Source organism: Enterobacter sp. CM29, from assembly GCF_013179605.1.
In the GTDB taxonomy this organism is placed as follows: domain Bacteria; phylum Pseudomonadota; class Gammaproteobacteria; order Enterobacterales; family Enterobacteriaceae; genus Enterobacter; species Enterobacter intestinihominis.
Genome location: NZ_JABMCU010000075.1, coordinates 1 through 19,018, shown reverse-complemented (window position 1 = coordinate 19,018; position 19,018 = coordinate 1). Strand labels below are relative to the sequence as shown.

The window sequence follows — 19,018 nt, the reverse complement described above, 5'->3', positions numbered from 1 at the left end:
GAATGCCAGCAGCGCAACGATTACCCTTTTTTTCATCATGTTCAGTCTCCATAACGGCGGGACACAGCCCGCCGCAGCATTCATCAGAAGATGGTAAATGGCGCAATGACCATAAATTTCACGTCGCGCTCATCCTGGAAGATGTTGCCGTAACCGCCCGCGTAGCTCGGGATATCGGAGTGGTTGTCATACTGGGTGAAGTGCAGTTTGAACATCGTGCCTTTCGCACGCCCCTCCTGCAGGGTATAAATCGCATCCAGACTGTATGAAGACTCTTTCAGACGGTAGTTCGGATCGTAGTAGGCGTCTGGCGTAGCCATATCCGCTGGCTTCGCGTCCCAGGCGTACGCGTAGGACGCACCCACTGCCCAGCCAGGCAGGTTCCAGTTCTTCAGGTCATACATTGCGCCGAAGAAGACCGCCTTTTCGCCGTCGGCGTTGAAGTCAGAGCGGTTATCCCACCAGATATCCAGACGACCGTTGGAAGAGGCGTAGGTTGGCGTCATACGTTGCAGGAAATAGCCCTGCTGCCCTTCTGCCTTGACCCATGTACCCTCCAGACGCAAATCAACCTGACCCACCTTGTAGCCGAAGGTCAGCGCCTGTAACCACGCGGTGCCGTCATAAATATCATTTACGCTGCCATCGCTGACCTTGTCGCGCGTACCGTAGAACTGATAGCTGGTGCTCAGCGGGCTACCTGCGATATCAAATTTGTAGCTGGCTTTAGCAAAGTACTGATCAATATAACCTTCAGCCTGACCAAAAGCCGCTTCCAGCACCAGATCGTTTTTGAAGTCGTACTTCGCCCCCAGCGAGTGGAGATAATCAACTTTGGTTTTTTTATCGTTTTGATAGAACTTGTCCATCTCAATGTGCCACGGCGCTTTGTACTCGTTGGTCCACATATAGGAGAAGCTCAACGCCCCCGCATCGCCGTAGTCAAAATTAGCACCGGCTTCCGCGCCCTGATAGGTACCTGGCATAAAGCTCCAGTGCGGCGCTAACAGCGTCTGACCGGTTGGCTGGATATAACCACCACGCGCCCAGACCGGGCCATATTTGAATTTTGCAGCCGCTTTATACAGGCTGATTCCGCTTTTATCGCCGGACCAGTCTTCGTCGTAAGCTTTATTGCTGGAGGAGAACGCAATTTCGTTCGGATGGCCGCTGTCGCCATTTTCGGCCATTTCAATTGCGGTGAACGCTGCAATATCGATCCCGAACATATCGGCGGCATATCCCGACTGGAAATCCAGGTTGGCGTTCCAGGTCGAGTGAGAAAGGTTAGTTTTGTATTTATCTTCAGTGACGTCTTTACGGTCACGCTCACGTTGCCAGTAATAAATACCGCCCGTAAGGGTGGAATCTTCAATGAAACCTGCTGCTTTTGCCTCTGGCGCAACCACCAGGCCCGACATTGCTGTCACACCGGCGATAGCCAGCGCCAGCGCACTACGTTTGCCACTGAACGTACGCATAGATTATTCCTCTTTGACGAATTAAAACGCCTTAAACGGCGAAAAACAGAAAAGACCAAATGGTCAGGGGTAGTCAGAAATACCCTCGAATTAACTACCGTCTTTAGGTTATTTTTCGCGACGCGAATTATCAATGCTTTTAATCAGGCAAAAGTCAGGATTATGACGAAGAGCACATATTTCGTAGTGCTTTGTAACATTTACCGTGAAGCGAGTACTGGCGGGGGAATACGCTAATTTTCAGTAAGTAACATTGAGATTGAGAATATATTTTTCAGCGTTTCAGTTTTTGGAAAACAACAAACTTTTTTTAAATAAAATAAGTAGCACCACATTGACCTGGAATGTTGGCTTTAAAAGATTATCCCGATGCTTAACGACATGATCGTTAAATAAAAAAACGCCGCATTACGCGGCGTTTGTTTCTCATTGACCAGAGCAGCGTTATTATTCGCCGATCTTAGTCCAGGTATCACGCAGACCCACGGTACGGTTAAATACCGGTTTTTCTGCCGTGCTGTAACGACTGTCCAGGCAGAAATAACCCTCACGTTCGAACTGGAACGCTTTACCGGCTTCAGCGACTTTCAGAGACGGCTCGGCATACCCCTGCTTGATAATCAGCGACTCAGGGTTAATAACCGCCAGGAAGTCTTCCGCTGCGCCTGGGTTAGGCACGCTGAACAGACGGTCGTAGAGACGGATCTCAACCGGCAGCGCATGCTGCGCGCTCACCCAGTGGATTACGCCTTTCACTTTACGGCCATCCGCCGGATCTTTGCTCAGCGTCTCTGCGTCGTACGTACAGAAGATGGTCGTGATGTTACCTTCCGCATCTTTCTCTACGCGCTCGGCTTTGATTACATAGGCGTTACGCAGACGTACTTCTTTGCCCAGCACCAGACGCTTGTACTGCTTGTTCGCTTCTTCGCGGAAGTCGGCACGATCGATCCAGATTTCACCGCTGAACGGCACGTCGCGGGTGCCCATTTCCGGTTTGTTCGGATGATTAGGCATAGAGACCAGTTCGCTCCCGCCCTGCGGATAGTTTTCGATAACCAGTTTCACTGGATCGATCACCGCCATCGCGCGCGGCGCGTTTTCGTTCAGGTCTTCACGAATGCAGGATTCCAGAGACGCCATTTCGATGGTGTTGTCCTGCTTGGTGACGCCGATACGTTTGCAGAACTCACGAATGGAGGCGGAGGTGTAGCCACGACGACGCAGGCCAGAAATGGTCGGCATACGTGGGTCGTCCCAGCCTTCAACGTGCTTGTCAGTGACCAGCAGGTTCAGCTTACGCTTGGACATCACGGTGTATTCCAGGTTCAGACGAGAGAACTCGTACTGACGCGGATGCACAGGAATGGTGATGTTATCCAGCACCCAGTCGTACAGACGACGGTTGTCCTGGAATTCCAGCGTGCACAGAGAGTGCGTAATGCCTTCCAGCGCATCGCTGATGCAGTGGGTGAAGTCGTACATCGGGTAGATGCACCACTTGTTACCGGTCTGGTGGTGTTCTGCGAACTTAATGCGGTACAGCACCGGATCGCGCATCACGATGAACGGAGACGCCATATCGATTTTGGCACGCAGACACGCTTTACCTTCTTCAAAGCCACCGGCACGCATTTTTTCAAACAGCGCCAGGTTCTCTTCCACGCTACGATCGCGGAACGGACTGTTCTTACCGGGCTGAGTCAGCGTACCGCGGTATTCACGGATTTCGTCAGCAGAGAGCTCATCGACGTATGCCAGACCCTTGTTAATCAGTTCAACCGCATAGGCATACAGCTGATCGAAATAGTCTGAGGAGTAGCAGATATCGCCAGACCAGTTGAAGCCCAGCCATTGCACGTCGTTTTTAATCGACTCAACGTATTCGATGTCTTCTTTTACTGGGTTGGTGTCATCGAAACGCAGGTTGCACTGCCCCTGGTAGTCTTGCGCAATACCAAAGTTCAGGCAGATCGATTTAGCGTGACCAATGTGCAGGTAGCCATTTGGCTCCGGCGGGAAACGCGTGTGGACTGTGGTGTGCTTACCACTGGCCAGATCTTCATCGATGATCTGACGAATAAAGTTACTCGGGCGGGCTTCTGCCTCACTCATCGTGGATTCCTCAAAGCGTAAACAACGTATAACGGCATATGATCTTATAAGCCGGACGTAGTGACAACCCTTAAAACGTCCCGGAAGAAAATAATGGGGGCAATTGCTGCAAAAAAAAGCGGCGGAGGATATCCCCCGCCGCTAAAGGCATAACTCTACTCAGGAGCGATTACTTGCCTTTAATCTCATACAGTGGCGTTTGGCCTGCAACTACCTGCCCCTGCGCCTGGATCACCAGACCGCTGAAGTCGTCGATGTTGCTGCACACTACCGGGCTTATCATGGAGCGCGCGTTGGCGTTCAGGAACTCCAGATCCATTTCCAGAATCGGCTGGCCTGCCGCCACTTCAGCGCCCTCTTCCACCAGGCGAGTAAAGCCCTGACCGTTCAGCGCAACGGTATCGATACCCATATGGACAACGATCTCCGCGCCTTTTTCCGTTTCCAGGCAGAACGCGTGGTTGGTGTTGAAGATTTTCACGATAGTACCGGCTGCCGGAGAGACCACGGTTTTGTCCGTTGGTTTCACCGCCACGCCATCACCAACCGCTTTGCTGGCGAACGCTTCGTCAGGCACCTGCTCAAGCGCAACAACGTCACCTGTCACCGGAGAAACCAGCGCAGCGATGGTCACCGCATTTGGCACAGCCTGCGGTTTTGCAACCGGCGCGTCAGCTACTGGCGCGTTATCCGTTGAGGCGGCAGCGACCGGCCCACGGGCAACCACTTTTTTCATTTCATCGCCGATAGATTCGGCTTTCGCACCCACGATAACCTGGATGGTTTGTTTGTTCAGCTTCACCACACCAGACGCACCAAGGCGTTTGCACATTGCATCGCTCACGCGCGCGGAGTCGCCCACGGTCAGACGCAGACGGGTAATACAGGCATCGATCGCTTTCAGGTTGTCGGTGCCACCCACAGCGGCAATATAGTTAGTTGCCAGCTGGGTTAAACCCTCTTCGGTATTGCTGTTGGCTTCACTGGTCACAACATCATCTTTCGTATCTTCGCGGCCCGGCGTCTTCAGGTTAAACATACGAATAACCGCGCTGAACAGAACGAAGTAGATAACGAAGAAGATCAGGCCCATCACCACCAGCATCCAGACGTTGCTGCTTGCCGCCGGCAGGTTGTACATCAACACATAGTCGATAGCGCCTGCGGAGAAGGAGAAGCCTGCATGGATACCCAGAAGGGTGGCAACGAACAGGCTGATACCGGTCAGGATCGCGTGCATCAGATACAGCAGCGGAGCCAGGAACATGAACAGGAATTCCAGTGGCTCGGTCACGCCGGTCAGGAAGGCGGTGATCGCAACGGACAGCAGCATCCCGCCAACCATTGGGCGACGCGCTTTCGGCGCAGCCAGGTACATTGCCAGCGCGGCGCCAGGCAGACCAAACATCATGATTGGGAAGAAGCCGGACATGAACATGCCCGCGGTGCCGTCACCTGCGTAGAAGCGGTTGATATCACCGTGGAATACCGCGCCAGCCGCGTTGGTGAACTCACCAATCTGGAACCAGGCGATGGTGTTCAGTACCTGATGCAGACCGGTTGGGATCAGCAGACGGTTAATGAAACCGAAGATGCCCGCGCCCATTGCGCCCGCAGACACGATCCACTCGCCACCCGCATGGATAGCATGCTGAACCGGTGGCCAAACGTAGCCAAAGATGGCGGCGAGGATCAGACAGAAAAAGCCCGTCGCAATCGGCACAAAACGTTTACCGCCGAAGAAGCTCAGGAAGTCAGGCAGTTTGATACCCGCCCAGCGGTTGTACACGGCGCCACCGACCAGACCGGTAATGATACCCGCCAGTACACCCATGTTGATTTCCGGGTTGATGGTTACCATCGCTTTCGTGAGGATGAAGTAACCTACCGCCCCTGCCAGTGCCGCAGCACCGGCGCTGTCTTTTGACCAGCTTGACGCCACGCCGATGGCGAAAATCAGCGCAAGGTTGTCAAAAATGGCGCCGCCTGCCTGGGCAATAAACGGCACATTAAGAAGATCGGGTTGCCCGAATCGCAGCAGCAATGCTGCAACCGGTAGCACGGCGATAGGGAGCTGCAAAGCCCTACCGAGGCGCTGGAAAAAACCTAAAATATTCATCCTATTCCCCCTACGAGACCCTTTGTTAAGACTCGCGCATAAACTATGTTTTTATTGTGTCACGAACGATAGATACTGTTGATGATTCACTGGCAGTGTGAGTGTGTGAAAAATTAATTCGTATCGCAAATTAAACACCTATTTTTTGTGATTATTGTCACCAAATATCGTATTAAACCCTCCCTTTCACTGGCTAACCATGAAAACTTATTTTATCATTCAAAAAATCAAGACGGATTGATCCGGCCTGAAAGGTTCCAGGTTACGCTTAGTTCAGGTTGCACTAATCATCCGCCCACTTTTACTTAAACTTTAGAGGTGAATAATGAGACTGATTCCCCTGGCAACAGCTGAACAAGTCGGAAAATGGGCTGCTCGTCATATCGTTAACCGCATCAACGCGTTCAAACCAACAGCCGATCGTCCTTTCGTACTCGGTCTTCCAACCGGTGGAACTCCCCTGACCGCGTATAAGGCTTTGGTTGAAATGCACAAAGCGGGCCAGGTTAGCTTTAAACATGTTGTGACCTTCAACATGGACGAATATGTCGGCCTGCCAAAGGAACATCCGGAAAGTTACCACAGCTTTATGCACCGTAATTTCTTCGACCACGTTGATATTCCGGCTGAAAACATTAACCTGCTGAATGGAAACGCGCCTGATATTGACGCAGAATGCCGTCAGTATGAAGAAAAAATCCGTTCCTACGGTAAAATCCACCTGTTTATGGGCGGCGTAGGCAACGATGGTCATATCGCGTTCAACGAACCGGCATCTTCACTGGCTTCCCGTACCCGTATTAAAACGTTGACCCATGACACGCGTGTGGCTAACTCCCGCTTCTTTGACGGCGACGTCAATCAGGTGCCGAAATACGCGCTGACCGTGGGTGTGGGTACACTGCTGGATGCCGAAGAAGTGATGATTCTGGTGCTGGGCGCAGTGAAAGCGCAAGCGCTTCAGGCTGCCGTTGAAGGCAACGTGAACCATATGTGGACGATCAGCTGCTTACAGTTGCATCCAAAAGCGGTTGTCGTGTGTGACGAACCGTCCACCATGGAGCTGAAAGTGAAAACGCTGAAATACTTCAACGAGCTGGAAGCTGAGAACATTAAAGGTCTGTAATTGAATAACCGCCTCTTTTATCAGGGGCGGTCGCTTTTTTAACCGGGGGTCGATATGTACGCTTTAACCCACGGTCGGATTTATACCGGCCATGAAATTCTGGATGACCATGCGATTGTAATCGCCAATGGCCTGATTGAACGTGTTTGCCCGCTGGCGGAACTGCCGCCGGAGATCGAACAACGTTCCCTCAATGGAGCAGTAATCTCCCCCGGTTTCATCGACGTACAGCTTAACGGCTGCGGCGGTGTCCAGTTTAACGATACCGCAGAGGCGGTAACGGTTGAAACGCTGGAAATCATGCAAAACGCCAACGAGAAATCGGGCTGCACCAGCTATCTGCCAACGCTGATTACCAGCAGCGATGACCTGATGAAACAGGGTATCCGCGTCATGCGCGAATACCTGGCAAAACATCCGAATCAGGCGCTGGGTCTGCACCTGGAAGGACCATGGCTGAATATGGTCAAGAAAGGCACCCATAACCCGAACTACGTGCGCAAACCGGATGCCGAGCTGGTGGATTACATGTGCGCCAATGCCGATGTGATCACCAAAGTGACGCTGGCACCGGAAATGACCGGCACGGACGTTATCAGCAAACTGGCCGCCGCCGGGATTGTGGTATCTGCGGGCCATTCGAACGCGACGCTGAAAGAGGCGAAGGCCGGTTTCCGCGCAGGTATTACATTTGCCACACACCTTTATAACGCGATGCCGTATATTACCGGTCGCGAACCGGGACTGGTTGGCGCAATTCTGGATGAACCAGACGTCTACTGCGGCATTATCGCCGACGGCTTGCATGTCGATTACACCAACATCCGCAACGCCAAGCGCCTTAAAGGCGACAAGCTCTGCCTGGTCACGGATGCAACCGCTCCGGCAGGAGCGAATATTGACCAGTTCATTTTTGCTGGTAAAACAATATACTACCGGAATGGACTGTGTGTGGATGAGAACGGCACGCTGAGCGGTTCTTCTCTGACGATGATCGAAGGGGTACGTAACCTCGTTGAACATTGCGGCATTGCGCTTGAGGAAGTGCTGCGCATGGCTACGCTTTATCCGGCGCGCGCTATTGGCGTCGATAAACAGCTCGGCGGTATTGCGCCAGGTATGGTTGCAAACCTGACGGCGTTCACACACGATTATAAAATTATTAAGACCATCGTTAATGGTAACGAGGTCGTCACTGAGTAAGTAAAAGTATGACACCAGGCGGACAAGCTCAAATCGGTAATGTCGATCTCGTTAAACAACTTAACAGCGCGGCAGTTTATCGCCTGATTGACCAGCACGGGCCAATCTCACGCATTCAGATAGCCGAACAAAGCCAGCTTGCTCCCGCCAGCGTGACAAAAATTACACGTCAGCTTATTGAGCGCGGCCTGATCAAAGAAGTGGATCAGCAGGCCTCCACCGGCGGCCGCCGCGCGATTTCCATCGTCACTGAAACCCGCAATTTTCAAGCCATTGGCGTTCGCTTAGGCCGTCATGACACCACGCTTACGCTCTACGATCTGAGCAGCAAGGCCATTGCCGAAGAGCATTACCCCCTTCCTGAGCGCACGCAGGAGACGCTCGAACACGCGTTACTGAATACCATTGCGCAGTTTATCGAAAGCTGTCAGCGCAAGATCCGTGAACTCATCGCCATCTCGGTGATTTTACCCGGTCTGGTTGACCCGGAAAGCGGCGTTATTCGCTACATGCCGCACATTAAGGTAGAGAACTGGGGGCTGGTTGAGGCGCTGGAAAAACGCTTCAAGCTGACCTGCTTTGTTGGTCACGATATCCGCTCGCTGGCGCTGGCGGAGCACTACTTTGGTGCGAGCCAGGACTGCGAAGACTCTATTCTGGTGCGCGTTCACCGTGGTACAGGTGCGGGTATCATCTCGAATGGCCGCATTTTTATTGGTCGTAACGGTAACGTAGGTGAGATCGGTCATATCCAGGTGGAACCGCTTGGCGAGCGCTGCCACTGCGGTAACTTTGGCTGTCTTGAAACCGTTGCCGCCAATGCCGCCATTGAACATCGCGTCCGCCACCTGCTGGAGCAGGGTTATCAGAGCCGCGTCACGCTGGGCGACTGTAAGATCGGTGCCATCTGCAAAGCGGCAAACAAAGGCGATGCGCTGGCCTGCGAAGTGATCGAACAGGTAGGACGCCACCTGGGTAAGACCATCGCCATTGCCATCAACCTGTTTAATCCGCAAAAAGTGGTGATCGCCGGCGAGATCGTTGAAGCCGAAAAAGTATTACTGCCTGCCATTGAAGGCTGCATCAATACCCAGGCGCTGAAGGCATTTCGCCAGAATTTGCCGGTGGTGCGATCTACGCTCGATCACCGCTCGGCAATTGGCGCATTCGCCCTGGTAAAACGTGCCATGCTCAACGGGATCCTGCTGCAACATTTGCTGGAATCCTGATCGGACCTTATAGTAACGCCTTCTTTTTTTGATGTCGGATTGTCCATGACCATTAAGAATGTAATTTGTGATATCGACGGCGTGCTGATGCACGACAACGTTGCCGTGCCGGGTGCTGCGGAGTTTCTTCACCGCATCATCGACAAAGGAATGCCACTGGTTCTTCTCACGAACTACCCTTCACAGACTGGTCAGGATCTGGCAAATCGCTTTGCTACCGCGGGCGTCAATGTCCCGGACAGCGTGTTTTATACCTCTGCGATGGCGACCGCGGATTTCCTGAAGCGTCAGGAAGGCAAAAAAGCCTACGTGGTTGGCGAAGGCGCGCTGATCCACGAGCTGTATAAAGCGGGCTTCACCATCACCGACGTGAATCCGGACTTTGTCATCGTGGGCGAAACGCGCTCCTTTAACTGGGAGATGATGCATAAAGCAGCCTACTTTGTCGCCAATGGTGCACGTTTTATCGCCACTAACCCGGATACGCATGGTCGTGGTTTTTATCCCGCCTGCGGTGCGCTGTGCGCCGGTATCGAAAAAATCTCAGGCCGTAAGCCGTTTGTTGTCGGCAAACCGAGCCCGTGGATCATCCGCGCTGCACTGAATACGATGCAAGCACACTCAGAAGAAACCGTCATTGTTGGCGACAACCTGCGCACCGATATTTTGGCCGGCTTCCAGGCCGGGCTTGAAACCATCCTGGTGCTTTCTGGCGTTTCACAGCTTGATGACATTGATACGATGCCGTTCCGGCCAAGCTGGATTTACCCCTCTGTCGACGAAATCGACGTTATTTGATTCAGAACCACGCCTCAGGGCGTGGTTTTTCATTTCTGCTGCCTGAAAATATCACTTCATCTAACGAAATCAGCTCTTCATTGAGAAATCATCAATAGAATGGCTTAATGCATACTCTTTTTTTAAGATTCGGCAATTGCCATTGCACTTTTTACGTTTTCATCGGTAAAACGCTTGCGCCCCCTCCCCTTTTTGCGGCATTTTCATAAGCAAGCAACATCACAACGCAACAGGGTTAACGGAGAAGGTTATGTGTTCTATTTTTGGCGTACTGGATATTAAAACTGACGCGGGCGAACTGCGTAAAAAAGCACTCGAATTGTCCCGCCTGATGCGCCATCGCGGTCCGGACTGGTCAGGCGTTTACGCCAGCGATAAAGCGATTCTGGCTCACGAACGTCTTTCCATTGTTGATGTCAACGCTGGCGCACAGCCGCTGTATAACGAGAAAAAAACGCACGCGCTGGCTGTTAACGGTGAAATTTACAACCATCAGGCGCTGCGCGCTGAGTACGGCGATCGCTACGCGTTTCAGACCGGCTCAGACTGCGAAGTGATCCTGGCGCTGTATCAGGAGAAAGGCCCGGAGTTCCTCGACGACCTGCAAGGTATGTTCGCCTTCGCGCTGTACGACAGCGAAAAAGACGCTTACCTGATTGGCCGCGACCATATTGGTATTATCCCGCTGTACATGGGACACGATGAACACGGTAACTTCTACGTTGCCTCAGAGATGAAAGCCCTGGTACCGGTGTGCCGCACCATCAAAGAGTTCCCGGCAGGTAGCTACCTGTGGAGTAAAGACGGCGAGATCCGCCCGTACTACCAGCGCGACTGGTTTGATTATGAGGCGGTGAAAGACAACGTGACGGACAAAGCCGAACTGCGTCAGGCACTAGAGGAGTCAGTGAAAAGCCACCTGATGTCAGACGTACCCTACGGCGTACTGCTCTCCGGCGGTCTGGACTCCTCCGTGATCTCCGCGATCACCAAGAAATTCGCCGCACGTCGCGTGGAAGATCAGGAGCGCTCTGAAGCCTGGTGGCCGCAGCTGCACTCCTTTGCCGTGGGTCTGGAAGGGGCACCTGACCTGAAAGCCGCCCAGGAAGTGGCGAACCATCTCGGCACGGTGCACCATGAAATTCACTTCACCGTACAGGAAGGTCTGGATGCGATCCGCGATGTGATCTATCACATTGAAACCTATGATGTGACCACCATTCGCGCCTCCACGCCGATGTATTTGATGTCGCGGAAGATCAAAGCGATGGGCATCAAGATGGTGCTCTCCGGCGAAGGTTCTGACGAAGTGTTTGGCGGTTATCTCTATTTCCACAAAGCGCCAAACGCCAAAGAGCTGCATGAAGAAACGGTGCGTAAGCTACAGGCGCTGCACATGTTTGACTGCGCGCGCGCCAACAAAGCGATGTCCGCCTGGGGTGTGGAAGCCCGCGTGCCGTTCCTCGATAAGAAATTCCTCGATGTGGCGATGCGCATCAACCCGCAGGACAAAATGTGCGGCAACGGCAAAATGGAGAAACATATCCTGCGTGAATGTTTTGAATCCTACCTGCCGGCGAGCGTGGCGTGGCGTCAGAAAGAGCAGTTCTCCGATGGCGTAGGTTACAGCTGGATCGACACCCTGAAAGAGGTAGCGGCAAAACAGGTTTCTGATCAACAACTGGAAACTGCGAGCTTCCGCTTCCCGTACAACACGCCAGCCTCGAAAGAAGCGTATTTGTACCGTGAGATCTTTGAGGAGCTGTTCCCGGTTCCAAGTGCAGCCGAGTGCGTACCGGGTGGTCCATCGGTCGCCTGCTCTTCTGCTAAAGCCATTGAATGGGATGAATCCTTCAAAGCCATGAACGATCCGTCAGGACGCGCAGTGGGCGTTCACCAGTCTGCCTATAAATAATGTTCAGAGTATCATCAGGCCCTCCGGGGCCTGATTTTTTTTCCTCTCTTTTCCCCGCATAAAATCGATTAATAACCAATAATTGTCGAATATTCGGCCTCGCTGTTCGCAACCTAACCAAACAGTCACATTCCGGCTATTTTCATTGAAAAAGGTGTTGACGCTGCAAGGGTCTATACGCATAATGCGCCCCGCAACGCCGATAAGGTAACGCGAAAAAAAGATGGCTACGTAGCTCAGTTGGTTAGAGCACATCACTCATAATGATGGGGTCACAGGTTCGAATCCCGTCGTAGCCACCATCTTTTTTGCGGGAGTGGCGAAATTGGTAGACGCACCAGATTTAGGTTCTGGCGCCGCAAGGTGTGCGAGTTCAAGTCTCGCCTCCCGCACCATTCCCAGGTAAGCGTTGCACGGATGGGGTATCGCCAAGCGGTAAGGCACCGGTTTTTGATACCGGCATTCCCTGGTTCGAATCCAGGTACCCCAGCCATATTTCTTCGATCATGCGGTTCTCCGCGGTATTGGGGTATCGCCAAGCGGTAAGGCACCGGTTTTTGATACCGGCATTCCCTGGTTCGAATCCAGGTACCCCAGCCATCGAAGATTGCAGTACTGGCTACGTAGCTCAGTTGGTTAGAGCACATCACTCATAATGATGGGGTCACAGGTTCGAATCCCGTCGTAGCCACCATATTTATGTTATCGAATACGATTCGGTAAACTGAACATTGTTGGGGTATCGCCAAGCGGTAAGGCACCGGATTCTGATTCCGGCATTCCGAGGTTCGAATCCTCGTACCCCAGCCACTTTAAAGTCGTTAAGCAGTTTGTTTAACGCAATTGGGGTGTCGCCAAGCGGTAAGGCTCTGGTTTCTGATACCAGCATTCCGGGGTTCGAATCCCTGCACCCCAGCCACTTAAAACAAACAAGCCCGCTCTGCGGGCTTTTTTGTTTTTGTTGCTCAGAATAGTGCGGCCTGATGCCCTCACCCTAACCCTCTCCCACGGGGAGAGGGAATAAAGATCAGAGTCCGAGGGCGTATTTCAGTGCCTGACGCTTCAGACCACCGGCGCGCTCCGCCGCCATCAGTCCGATATTTCGCAATATCCGCACCGGACCCACGTCATTGCTGAACCCGGCATAGAACAGATCCATCCCCGACTGCATAATGAAGTTATCCGCCATACGGCGCGTCTGGTAGCGCTTCAGTACCTCATGGCTGGCCCAGGCTTCCGCGTGGGCGCGAGCGTTACCCAGCACATCCAGTAACGCATCGACGTCACGGTATCCCAGGTTAACCCCCTGCCCCGCCAGCGGATGAATGGTGTGCGCCGCGTCTCCCACCAGGGCCAGCCCTTCACGGGCATACTGCAACGCATGGCGTCGCATCAACGGGAATGCGCCAGCGGCAACCGGGGTCACGTTACCCAGACGGCGCGGGAAGTGCTGGCGGATTTCGCGCTGCAACTGATCCATGGACAGCCCCTGCAACTGTCGAATGCGCGCCGGCTTGTCGTACCACACCAGCGAAGCCCAGTTATCAAACAACGGTAAGAATGCATGCGGGCCGTTCGGCGTAAAATGCTGCCAGGTGCTTTCGCCCGGCGCGTTTTCTGACTGCACGGTGATCAGCATGCAGGACTGCTGATACTGCCAGGCATGGATCCCAATGCCTGCCATCTGCCTGACCTGCGAGTTCGCGCCATCCGCCCCCACCAACAGCTTCACGGCCAGCTCATCGTCGTTATCCAGCGTCAGGAGATATCCACCTTCATGACGATGCAGGGCTTTCAGCGAGTCCGGAACGCGCAGCGTCACCTTCGGGTGCGCCTCCAGCGCCTGCCAGAGTGCCTGCTGGAGGACGTTGTTTTCCACCATATAGCCCAGGCGCGGCAGTTTCAGCTCGGCGGCGTCAAACGAGACGTGAGCATTTTCCCACTCCCAGGTTTCAAGACGGCTGTAAGGGTGCGCGCGCATCGCCAGCACCGCCTCCCAGACGCCCAGCCCGCGAAGCAGATCAACAGAGGACGCGCTGATGGCGGAAATACGCACGTCCGGTTGGCTGGAAGGATCGAATACCGGCGGAGCCGCCTGTTCAATAACGGTTACGTCAAATCCCTGCTGCGCCAGCCCCAGCGCCAGTGCGCCGCCGACCATACCGCCGCCAACAACGGCAACTTCGGTGTTCAGGAGTGTCATGGTCACTATTCCTTATTGGAGAATACCTTAAGTTTACCGGATTTTTGCGGCCCTGAGGTTGACAACCTTCATACTGGTCACAACCGCACCAAAGCATTACAATACGCGGCTTGCAATCCTGAGCTGAGCAAGTCGATGACTAAAAAACTCCATATAAAAACCTGGGGCTGTCAGATGAACGAATACGATTCATCGAAGATGGCCGATCTGCTGGATACCACCCACGGATACCAGCTGACTGAAAATGCGAAAGAAGCCGATGTGCTGCTGCTGAACACCTGTTCAATTCGTGAAAAAGCACAGGAAAAAGTCTTTCATGTGTTAGGCCGCTGGAAGCTTCTCAAACGGAAAAATCCGGACCTGATTATTGGCGTGGGTGGCTGCGTCGCATCGCAGGAAGGTAAGCTGATCCGCCAGAGAGCCCCCTATGTGGATATCGTTTTTGGCCCTCAGACCCTGCACCGCCTGCCAGAGATGATTAATCAGGTTCGCGGCAGCCGTAGCCCGGTGGTTGACGTGAGTTTCCCGGAGATCGAGAAATTTGACCGTCTGCCAGAGCCGCGCGCTGATGGCCCGACCGCCTTCGTCTCCATCATGGAAGGCTGCAACAAATACTGTACTTACTGCGTGGTACCTTACACCCGCGGTGAAGAAGTGAGCCGCCCGGCAGACGATATCCTGTTTGAAATCGCGCAGCTTGCCGCGCAGGGCGTTCGCGAAGTGAACCTGCTGGGCCAGAACGTGAACGCCTGGCGCGGGGAAAACTACGACGGCACCACCGGCAGCTTTGCTGAACTGCTGCGTCTGGTGGCGGCGATTGACGGCATTGACCGCATTCGCTTTACCACCAGCCATCCGATGGAATTTACCGACGACATTATTGACGTCTATCGCGATACGCCAGAGCTGGTGAGCTTCCTGCACCTGCCGATCCAGTGCGGCTCTGACCGCGTGCTGAACATGATGGGTCGTCCACATACGGTGCTGGAGTATAAGTCCACCATCCGCAAGCTGCGTGAAGCACGCCCGGATATCCAGATTAGCTCCGACTTTATCGTCGGCTTCCCTGGCGAAACCGCTGATGACTTCGAGCGCACCATGAAGCTCATCGGCGAGGTGAATTTCGACGTCAGCTACAGCTTCATCTTCTCAGCACGCCCGGGCACCCCAGCGGCCGATATGGTTGACGATGTGCCGGAAGAAGAGAAAAAGCAGCGTCTGTATATTTTGCAGGAGCGTATCAACCAGCAGGCCAACGCCTGGAGCCGTCGTATGCTCGGCACTGTCCAGCGTATTCTGGTGGAAGGCACTTCCCGTAAGAGCATCATGGAACTGTCTGGTCGAACCGAAAATAACCGCGTGGTGAATTTTGAAGGCACCCCGGACATGATTGGTAAGTTTGTGGACGTCGAGGTTGTCGAAGTGCTCACGAACTCGCTGCGCGGGAAGGTGGTACGCACTGAGGACGAAATGGGTCTGCGTATTGCACAGACTCCGGAATCCGTTATCTCTCGCACCCGTAAAGTCAACGATTCTGGCGTAGGTATTTACCAGCCCTGATCCCTCTGGCCTGCCTGTCCGGCAGGCCTTGTATTTCCTCTCATCACCCCCAATATCTACCGCAACGCTTGCGCCTTTATTCTATGGCGTGAATAATTTCGGTAATGACCGTTTTATTACGCCGTGTGGCCACAGGTCAGTTAACCAAATAAAGAGGAACAGTTTGAACATAGATACGCGTGAAATTAGCCTTGAGCCCGCAGACAACGCTCGCCTGCTGAGCCTGTGCGGGCCGTTTGATGACAACATCAAACAACTGGAGCGACGTCTGGGTATCGAAATCAATCGTCGCGATAACCATTTCAAACTCACCGGACGCCCAATCTGCGTCAACGCCGCGGCAGATATTCTCCGCAGCCTGTATGTTGATACCGCCCCGATGCGCGGTGAGATCCAGGATATTGAACCTGAACAGATCCACCTGGCCATCAAAGAGGCGCGCGTGCTTGAGCAGAGCGCGGAAAGCGTGCCGGACTATGGCAAAGCCATCAACATTAAAACCAAACGCGGCGTGATTAAGCCTCGTACCCCGAACCAGGCACAGTACATCGCCAACATTCTCGATCATGACATCACCTTTGGCGTGGGTCCGGCGGGTACGGGTAAAACCTATCTGGCCGTTGCTGCTGCTGTCGATGCGCTTGAGCGTCAGGAGATCCGCCGTATCCTGCTGACCCGCCCTGCTGTAGAAGCCGGTGAGAAACTCGGCTTCCTGCCGGGCGATTTAAGTCAGAAAGTGGACCCCTACCTGCGCCCGCTGTACGACGCGCTGTTCGAAATGCTCGGCTTCGAGAAAGTTGAAAAGCTCATCGAGCGTAACGTGATTGAAGTGGCCCCGCTGGCCTACATGCGTGGGCGTACGCTTAACGACGCGTTCATCATTCTGGATGAGAGCCAGAACACCACCATTGAACAGATGAAGATGTTCCTGACGCGTATTGGCTTTAACTCGAAAGCGGTTATTACCGGTGACGTCACCCAGATTGACCTGCCGCGTAACACCAAATCGGGTCTGCGTCACGCCATCGAAGTCCTGGCCGAGGTAGAGGAAATCAGCTTCAACTTCTTCCACAGCGAAGACGTGGTACGCCACCCGGTGGTCGCGCGTATCGTTAACGCTTATGAGGCCTGGGAAGAGGCAGATCAGAAGCGCAGGGCCGAGCTGGCCGCAGAACGTAAGCGCGAAGCGCAGGAGCATGAACAGAAATGAGTCAGGTGATCCTCGATTTACAGCTGGCCTGTGAAGATAATTCCGGCATGCCAGAAGAGGCACAGTTTCAGAAATGGCTGGATGCCGTTATCCCCCAGTTTCAGGAAGAATCAGAGGTCACGATTCGCCTGGTGGATGAAGCAGAAAGCCATGAGCTCAACCTGACCTATCGCGGGAAAGATAAGCCGACCAATGTGCTCTCTTTCCCGTTCGAAGCCCCACCGGGCATTGAGATGCCGCTGCTGGGCGATCTGATCATCTGCCGTCAGGTGGTTGAGCAGGAAGCCAAAGAACAGCAAAAGCCGCTGGAAGCGCACTGGGCACACATGGTGGTGCACGGTAGCCTGCATCTTCTGGGTTACGACCATATTGAAGATGACGAAGCGGAAGAGATGGAATCCCTCGAGACAGAGATAATGCTTGCTCTGGGCTATGAGGATCCGTACATTGCCGAGAAAGAATAGTCAGTCACTGACTACCATGCCGCCGCGCAGGGACATAGCGCGGCGGTTAACGTTGAACTAACAAGAGAACCCTTAACAAACGCCATGAGCGACGACAATTCACACAGTAGCGACACGACAACCACTAAAAAGGGATTTTTCTCCCTCATCCTGAACCAGCTTTTCCACGGCGAACCGAAAAACCGTGACGAACTGCTGGAGCTGATTCGTGATTCCGGGCAGAACGACCTTATCGACGAAGATACGCGCGAAATGCTCGAAGGGGTGATGGACATCGCCGACCAGCGCGTCCGCGACATCATGATCCCCCGCTCGCAGATGATTACCCTGAAACGCAACCAGACGCTGGACGAGTGCCTCGATGTGATTATCGAATCGGCTCACTCACGTTTCCCGGTCATCAGCGAAGACAAAGATCACATCGAAGGGATTTTGATGGCGAAAGATCTGCTGCCGTTTATGCGCAGCGATGCCGAAGCCTTCAGTATGGAAAAAGTGTTACGCCCGGCCGTGGTTGTGCCGGAAAGTAAGCGTGTGGATCGGATGCTGAAGGAGTTTCGCTCCCAGCGCTATCACATGGCGATTGTTATTGATGAATTTGGTGGCGTTTCCGGTCTGGTCACAATCGAAGACATCCTTGAGCTGATCGTGGGCGAAATCGAAGATGAGTATGACGAAGAAGAGGATATCGACTTCCGTCAGCTGAGCCGCCACACCTGGACCGTGCGCGCGCTGGCCTCCATTGAAGACTTCAATGACACCTTTGGCACCAGCTTCAGCGATGAAGAAGTGGACACCATTGGTGGTCTGGTGATGCAGGCCTTCGGCCATCTTCCGGCCCGCGGTGAAACCGTTGACATCGATGGTTACCAGTTCAAGGTCGCAATGGCTGACAGCCGACGTATTATTCAGGTTCATGTCAGAATGCCGGACGACTCACCGGTGCCAAAACTGGAAGATTAATGTAAATGGCATTTGCCCCACTCTTTGAACGCCAGCGCGTCCGTTTGCTGCTGGCGCTGTTACTCGGAGCCAGCGGTACGCTGGCTTTTTCTCCTTACGATATCTGGCCAGCCGCTATTCTCTCCCTGATGGGGCTACAGGGTCTTACCCTGAATCGTCGTCCGGTACAGGCCGCGGCCATAGGCTACTTCTGGGGGCTGGGGCTGTTTGGCTCTGGTATCAACTGGGTCTACGTCAGTATCGCGCAATTTGGCGGAATGCCGGGGCCGGTTAACGTCTTCCTGGTTGTGCTGCTCGCCGCCTATCTTTCGCTCTACACTGGCCTGTTCGCCGGTATTCTATCTCGTCTGTGGCCTAAAACGACCTGGCTGCGCGTCGCGATAGCGGCTCCCGTTGTCTGGCAAATCACCGAATTTCTGCGCGGCTGGGTACTGACCGGCTTCCCGTGGTTGCAGTTCGGCTATAGCCAGGTGGACGGCCCGCTGAAAGGTCTGGCTCCCGTCATGGGCGTGGAGGCGATTAACTTCCTGCTCATGGCGGTCAGCGGCCTGCTGGTGCTGGCTCTGGTGACACGTAACTGGAAGCCGCTGGTTGCCGCGTTAATCCTGTTTGCCCTGCCTTTCCCACTGCGT

At 53.8% G+C, this 19,018-nt stretch carries 13 protein-coding genes, 7 tRNA genes and 2 pseudogenes; 18 read left to right on the top strand and 4 right to left on the bottom strand.

The features are described from left to right. Window positions 1-83: 83 nt before the first annotated feature. Entirely contained in the window at window positions 84-1,481 is a 1,398-nt protein-coding gene (chiP, locus tag HP459_RS11475) for a chitoporin (protein ID WP_017694280.1), read from the bottom strand. 87 nt (window positions 1,482-1,568) lie between these two features. Here chiP and HP459_RS23515 point away from each other — a divergent pair. Then, window positions 1,569-1,667 (top strand): annotated as a pseudogene (locus HP459_RS23515) (methionine synthase); the annotation flags it as partial. Window positions 1,668-1,928: 261 nt separating this feature from the next. Here HP459_RS23515 and glnS read toward each other — a convergent pair. Continuing rightward, the gene (glnS, locus tag HP459_RS11470) at window positions 1,929-3,596 is read right to left on the bottom strand and encodes a glutamine--tRNA ligase (RefSeq protein ID WP_058645949.1); all 1,668 of its coding nucleotides are present in this window, start codon (window positions 3,594-3,596) and stop codon (window positions 1,929-1,931) included. A 169-nt stretch (window positions 3,597-3,765) separates the two neighbouring features. Continuing rightward, window positions 3,766-5,715 (bottom strand): PTS N-acetyl glucosamine transporter subunit IIABC, encoded by a 1,950-nt coding sequence (nagE, locus tag HP459_RS11465; RefSeq protein WP_171936229.1) that lies wholly within the window; start codon window positions 5,713-5,715, stop codon window positions 3,766-3,768. 325 nt (window positions 5,716-6,040) lie between these two features. On the opposite strand from nagE, the gene nagB reads away from it, so the two are divergent. The 12 genes from nagB to HP459_RS11405 all read left to right on the top strand — a co-directional run bounded on the left by nagB (window position 6,041) and on the right by HP459_RS11405 (window position 12,905). Further along, window positions 6,041-6,841, top strand: a complete 801-nt coding sequence (nagB, locus tag HP459_RS11460; RefSeq protein ID WP_003858663.1) for a glucosamine-6-phosphate deaminase — start codon at window positions 6,041-6,043, stop codon at window positions 6,839-6,841. 54 nt (window positions 6,842-6,895) lie between these two features. After that, on the top strand, window positions 6,896-8,044 hold the full coding sequence (gene nagA, locus HP459_RS11455; RefSeq protein ID WP_023299598.1) for an N-acetylglucosamine-6-phosphate deacetylase: 1,149 nt from the start codon (window positions 6,896-6,898) through the stop codon (window positions 8,042-8,044). 8 nt (window positions 8,045-8,052) lie between these two features. Beyond that, window positions 8,053-9,273: an N-acetylglucosamine repressor gene (locus tag HP459_RS11450; RefSeq protein ID WP_022647442.1), complete on the top strand. Its 1,221-nt coding sequence runs from the start codon at window positions 8,053-8,055 to the stop codon at window positions 9,271-9,273. A gap of 45 nt (window positions 9,274-9,318) precedes the next feature. Then, the gene (gene nagD, locus HP459_RS11445; RefSeq protein WP_003858667.1) at window positions 9,319-10,071 is read left to right on the top strand and encodes a ribonucleotide monophosphatase NagD; all 753 of its coding nucleotides are present in this window, start codon (window positions 9,319-9,321) and stop codon (window positions 10,069-10,071) included. A 250-nt stretch (window positions 10,072-10,321) separates the two neighbouring features. Further along, window positions 10,322-11,986: an asparagine synthase B gene (gene asnB, locus HP459_RS11440; RefSeq protein ID WP_015571128.1), complete on the top strand. Its 1,665-nt coding sequence runs from the start codon at window positions 10,322-10,324 to the stop codon at window positions 11,984-11,986. A 225-nt stretch (window positions 11,987-12,211) separates the two neighbouring features. Further along, window positions 12,212-12,288 (top strand) — tRNA-Met (locus HP459_RS11435). 8 nt (window positions 12,289-12,296) lie between these two features. Next, window positions 12,297-12,381: transfer RNA gene (locus HP459_RS11430), tRNA-Leu, on the top strand. 23 nt (window positions 12,382-12,404) lie between these two features. Beyond that, window positions 12,405-12,479: transfer RNA gene (locus HP459_RS11425), tRNA-Gln, on the top strand. A gap of 32 nt (window positions 12,480-12,511) precedes the next feature. Continuing rightward, window positions 12,512-12,586, top strand: a tRNA-Gln gene (locus tag HP459_RS11420). A gap of 17 nt (window positions 12,587-12,603) precedes the next feature. Next, window positions 12,604-12,680: transfer RNA gene (locus HP459_RS11415), tRNA-Met, on the top strand. Window positions 12,681-12,721: 41 nt separating this feature from the next. Then, window positions 12,722-12,796: transfer RNA gene (locus HP459_RS11410), tRNA-Gln, on the top strand. 34 nt (window positions 12,797-12,830) lie between these two features. Beyond that, window positions 12,831-12,905: transfer RNA gene (locus HP459_RS11405), tRNA-Gln, on the top strand. A gap of 108 nt (window positions 12,906-13,013) precedes the next feature. Here the strand turns inward: HP459_RS11405 and ubiF are convergent. Continuing rightward, the gene (ubiF, locus tag HP459_RS11400) at window positions 13,014-14,189 is read right to left on the bottom strand and encodes a 3-demethoxyubiquinol 3-hydroxylase (RefSeq protein ID WP_063849598.1); all 1,176 of its coding nucleotides are present in this window, start codon (window positions 14,187-14,189) and stop codon (window positions 13,014-13,016) included. 135 nt (window positions 14,190-14,324) lie between these two features. On the opposite strand from ubiF, the gene miaB reads away from it, so the two are divergent. The 5 genes and pseudogenes from miaB to lnt all read left to right on the top strand — a co-directional run. Further along, on the top strand, window positions 14,325-15,749 hold the full coding sequence (miaB, locus tag HP459_RS11395; protein WP_171936228.1) for a tRNA (N6-isopentenyl adenosine(37)-C2)-methylthiotransferase MiaB: 1,425 nt from the start codon (window positions 14,325-14,327) through the stop codon (window positions 15,747-15,749). Between the two features lie 163 nt (window positions 15,750-15,912). After that, window positions 15,913-16,959, top strand: a complete 1,047-nt coding sequence (locus HP459_RS11390) for a PhoH family protein (RefSeq protein ID WP_003858674.1) — start codon at window positions 15,913-15,915, stop codon at window positions 16,957-16,959. Continuing rightward, window positions 16,956-17,423, top strand: a complete 468-nt coding sequence (ybeY, locus tag HP459_RS11385; RefSeq protein ID WP_003858677.1) for an rRNA maturation RNase YbeY — start codon at window positions 16,956-16,958, stop codon at window positions 17,421-17,423. Before HP459_RS11390 ends, ybeY begins: the two co-directional genes overlap by 4 nt. Before the next feature lie 84 nt (window positions 17,424-17,507). Continuing rightward, window positions 17,508-18,386, top strand: coding sequence for a CNNM family magnesium/cobalt transport protein CorC (gene corC / locus HP459_RS11380; RefSeq protein WP_003858679.1), 879 nt, complete (start codon window positions 17,508-17,510; stop codon window positions 18,384-18,386). Window positions 18,387-18,391: 5 nt separating this feature from the next. Beyond that, window positions 18,392-19,018, top strand: a pseudogene (gene lnt / locus HP459_RS11375) (apolipoprotein N-acyltransferase); the annotation flags it as partial.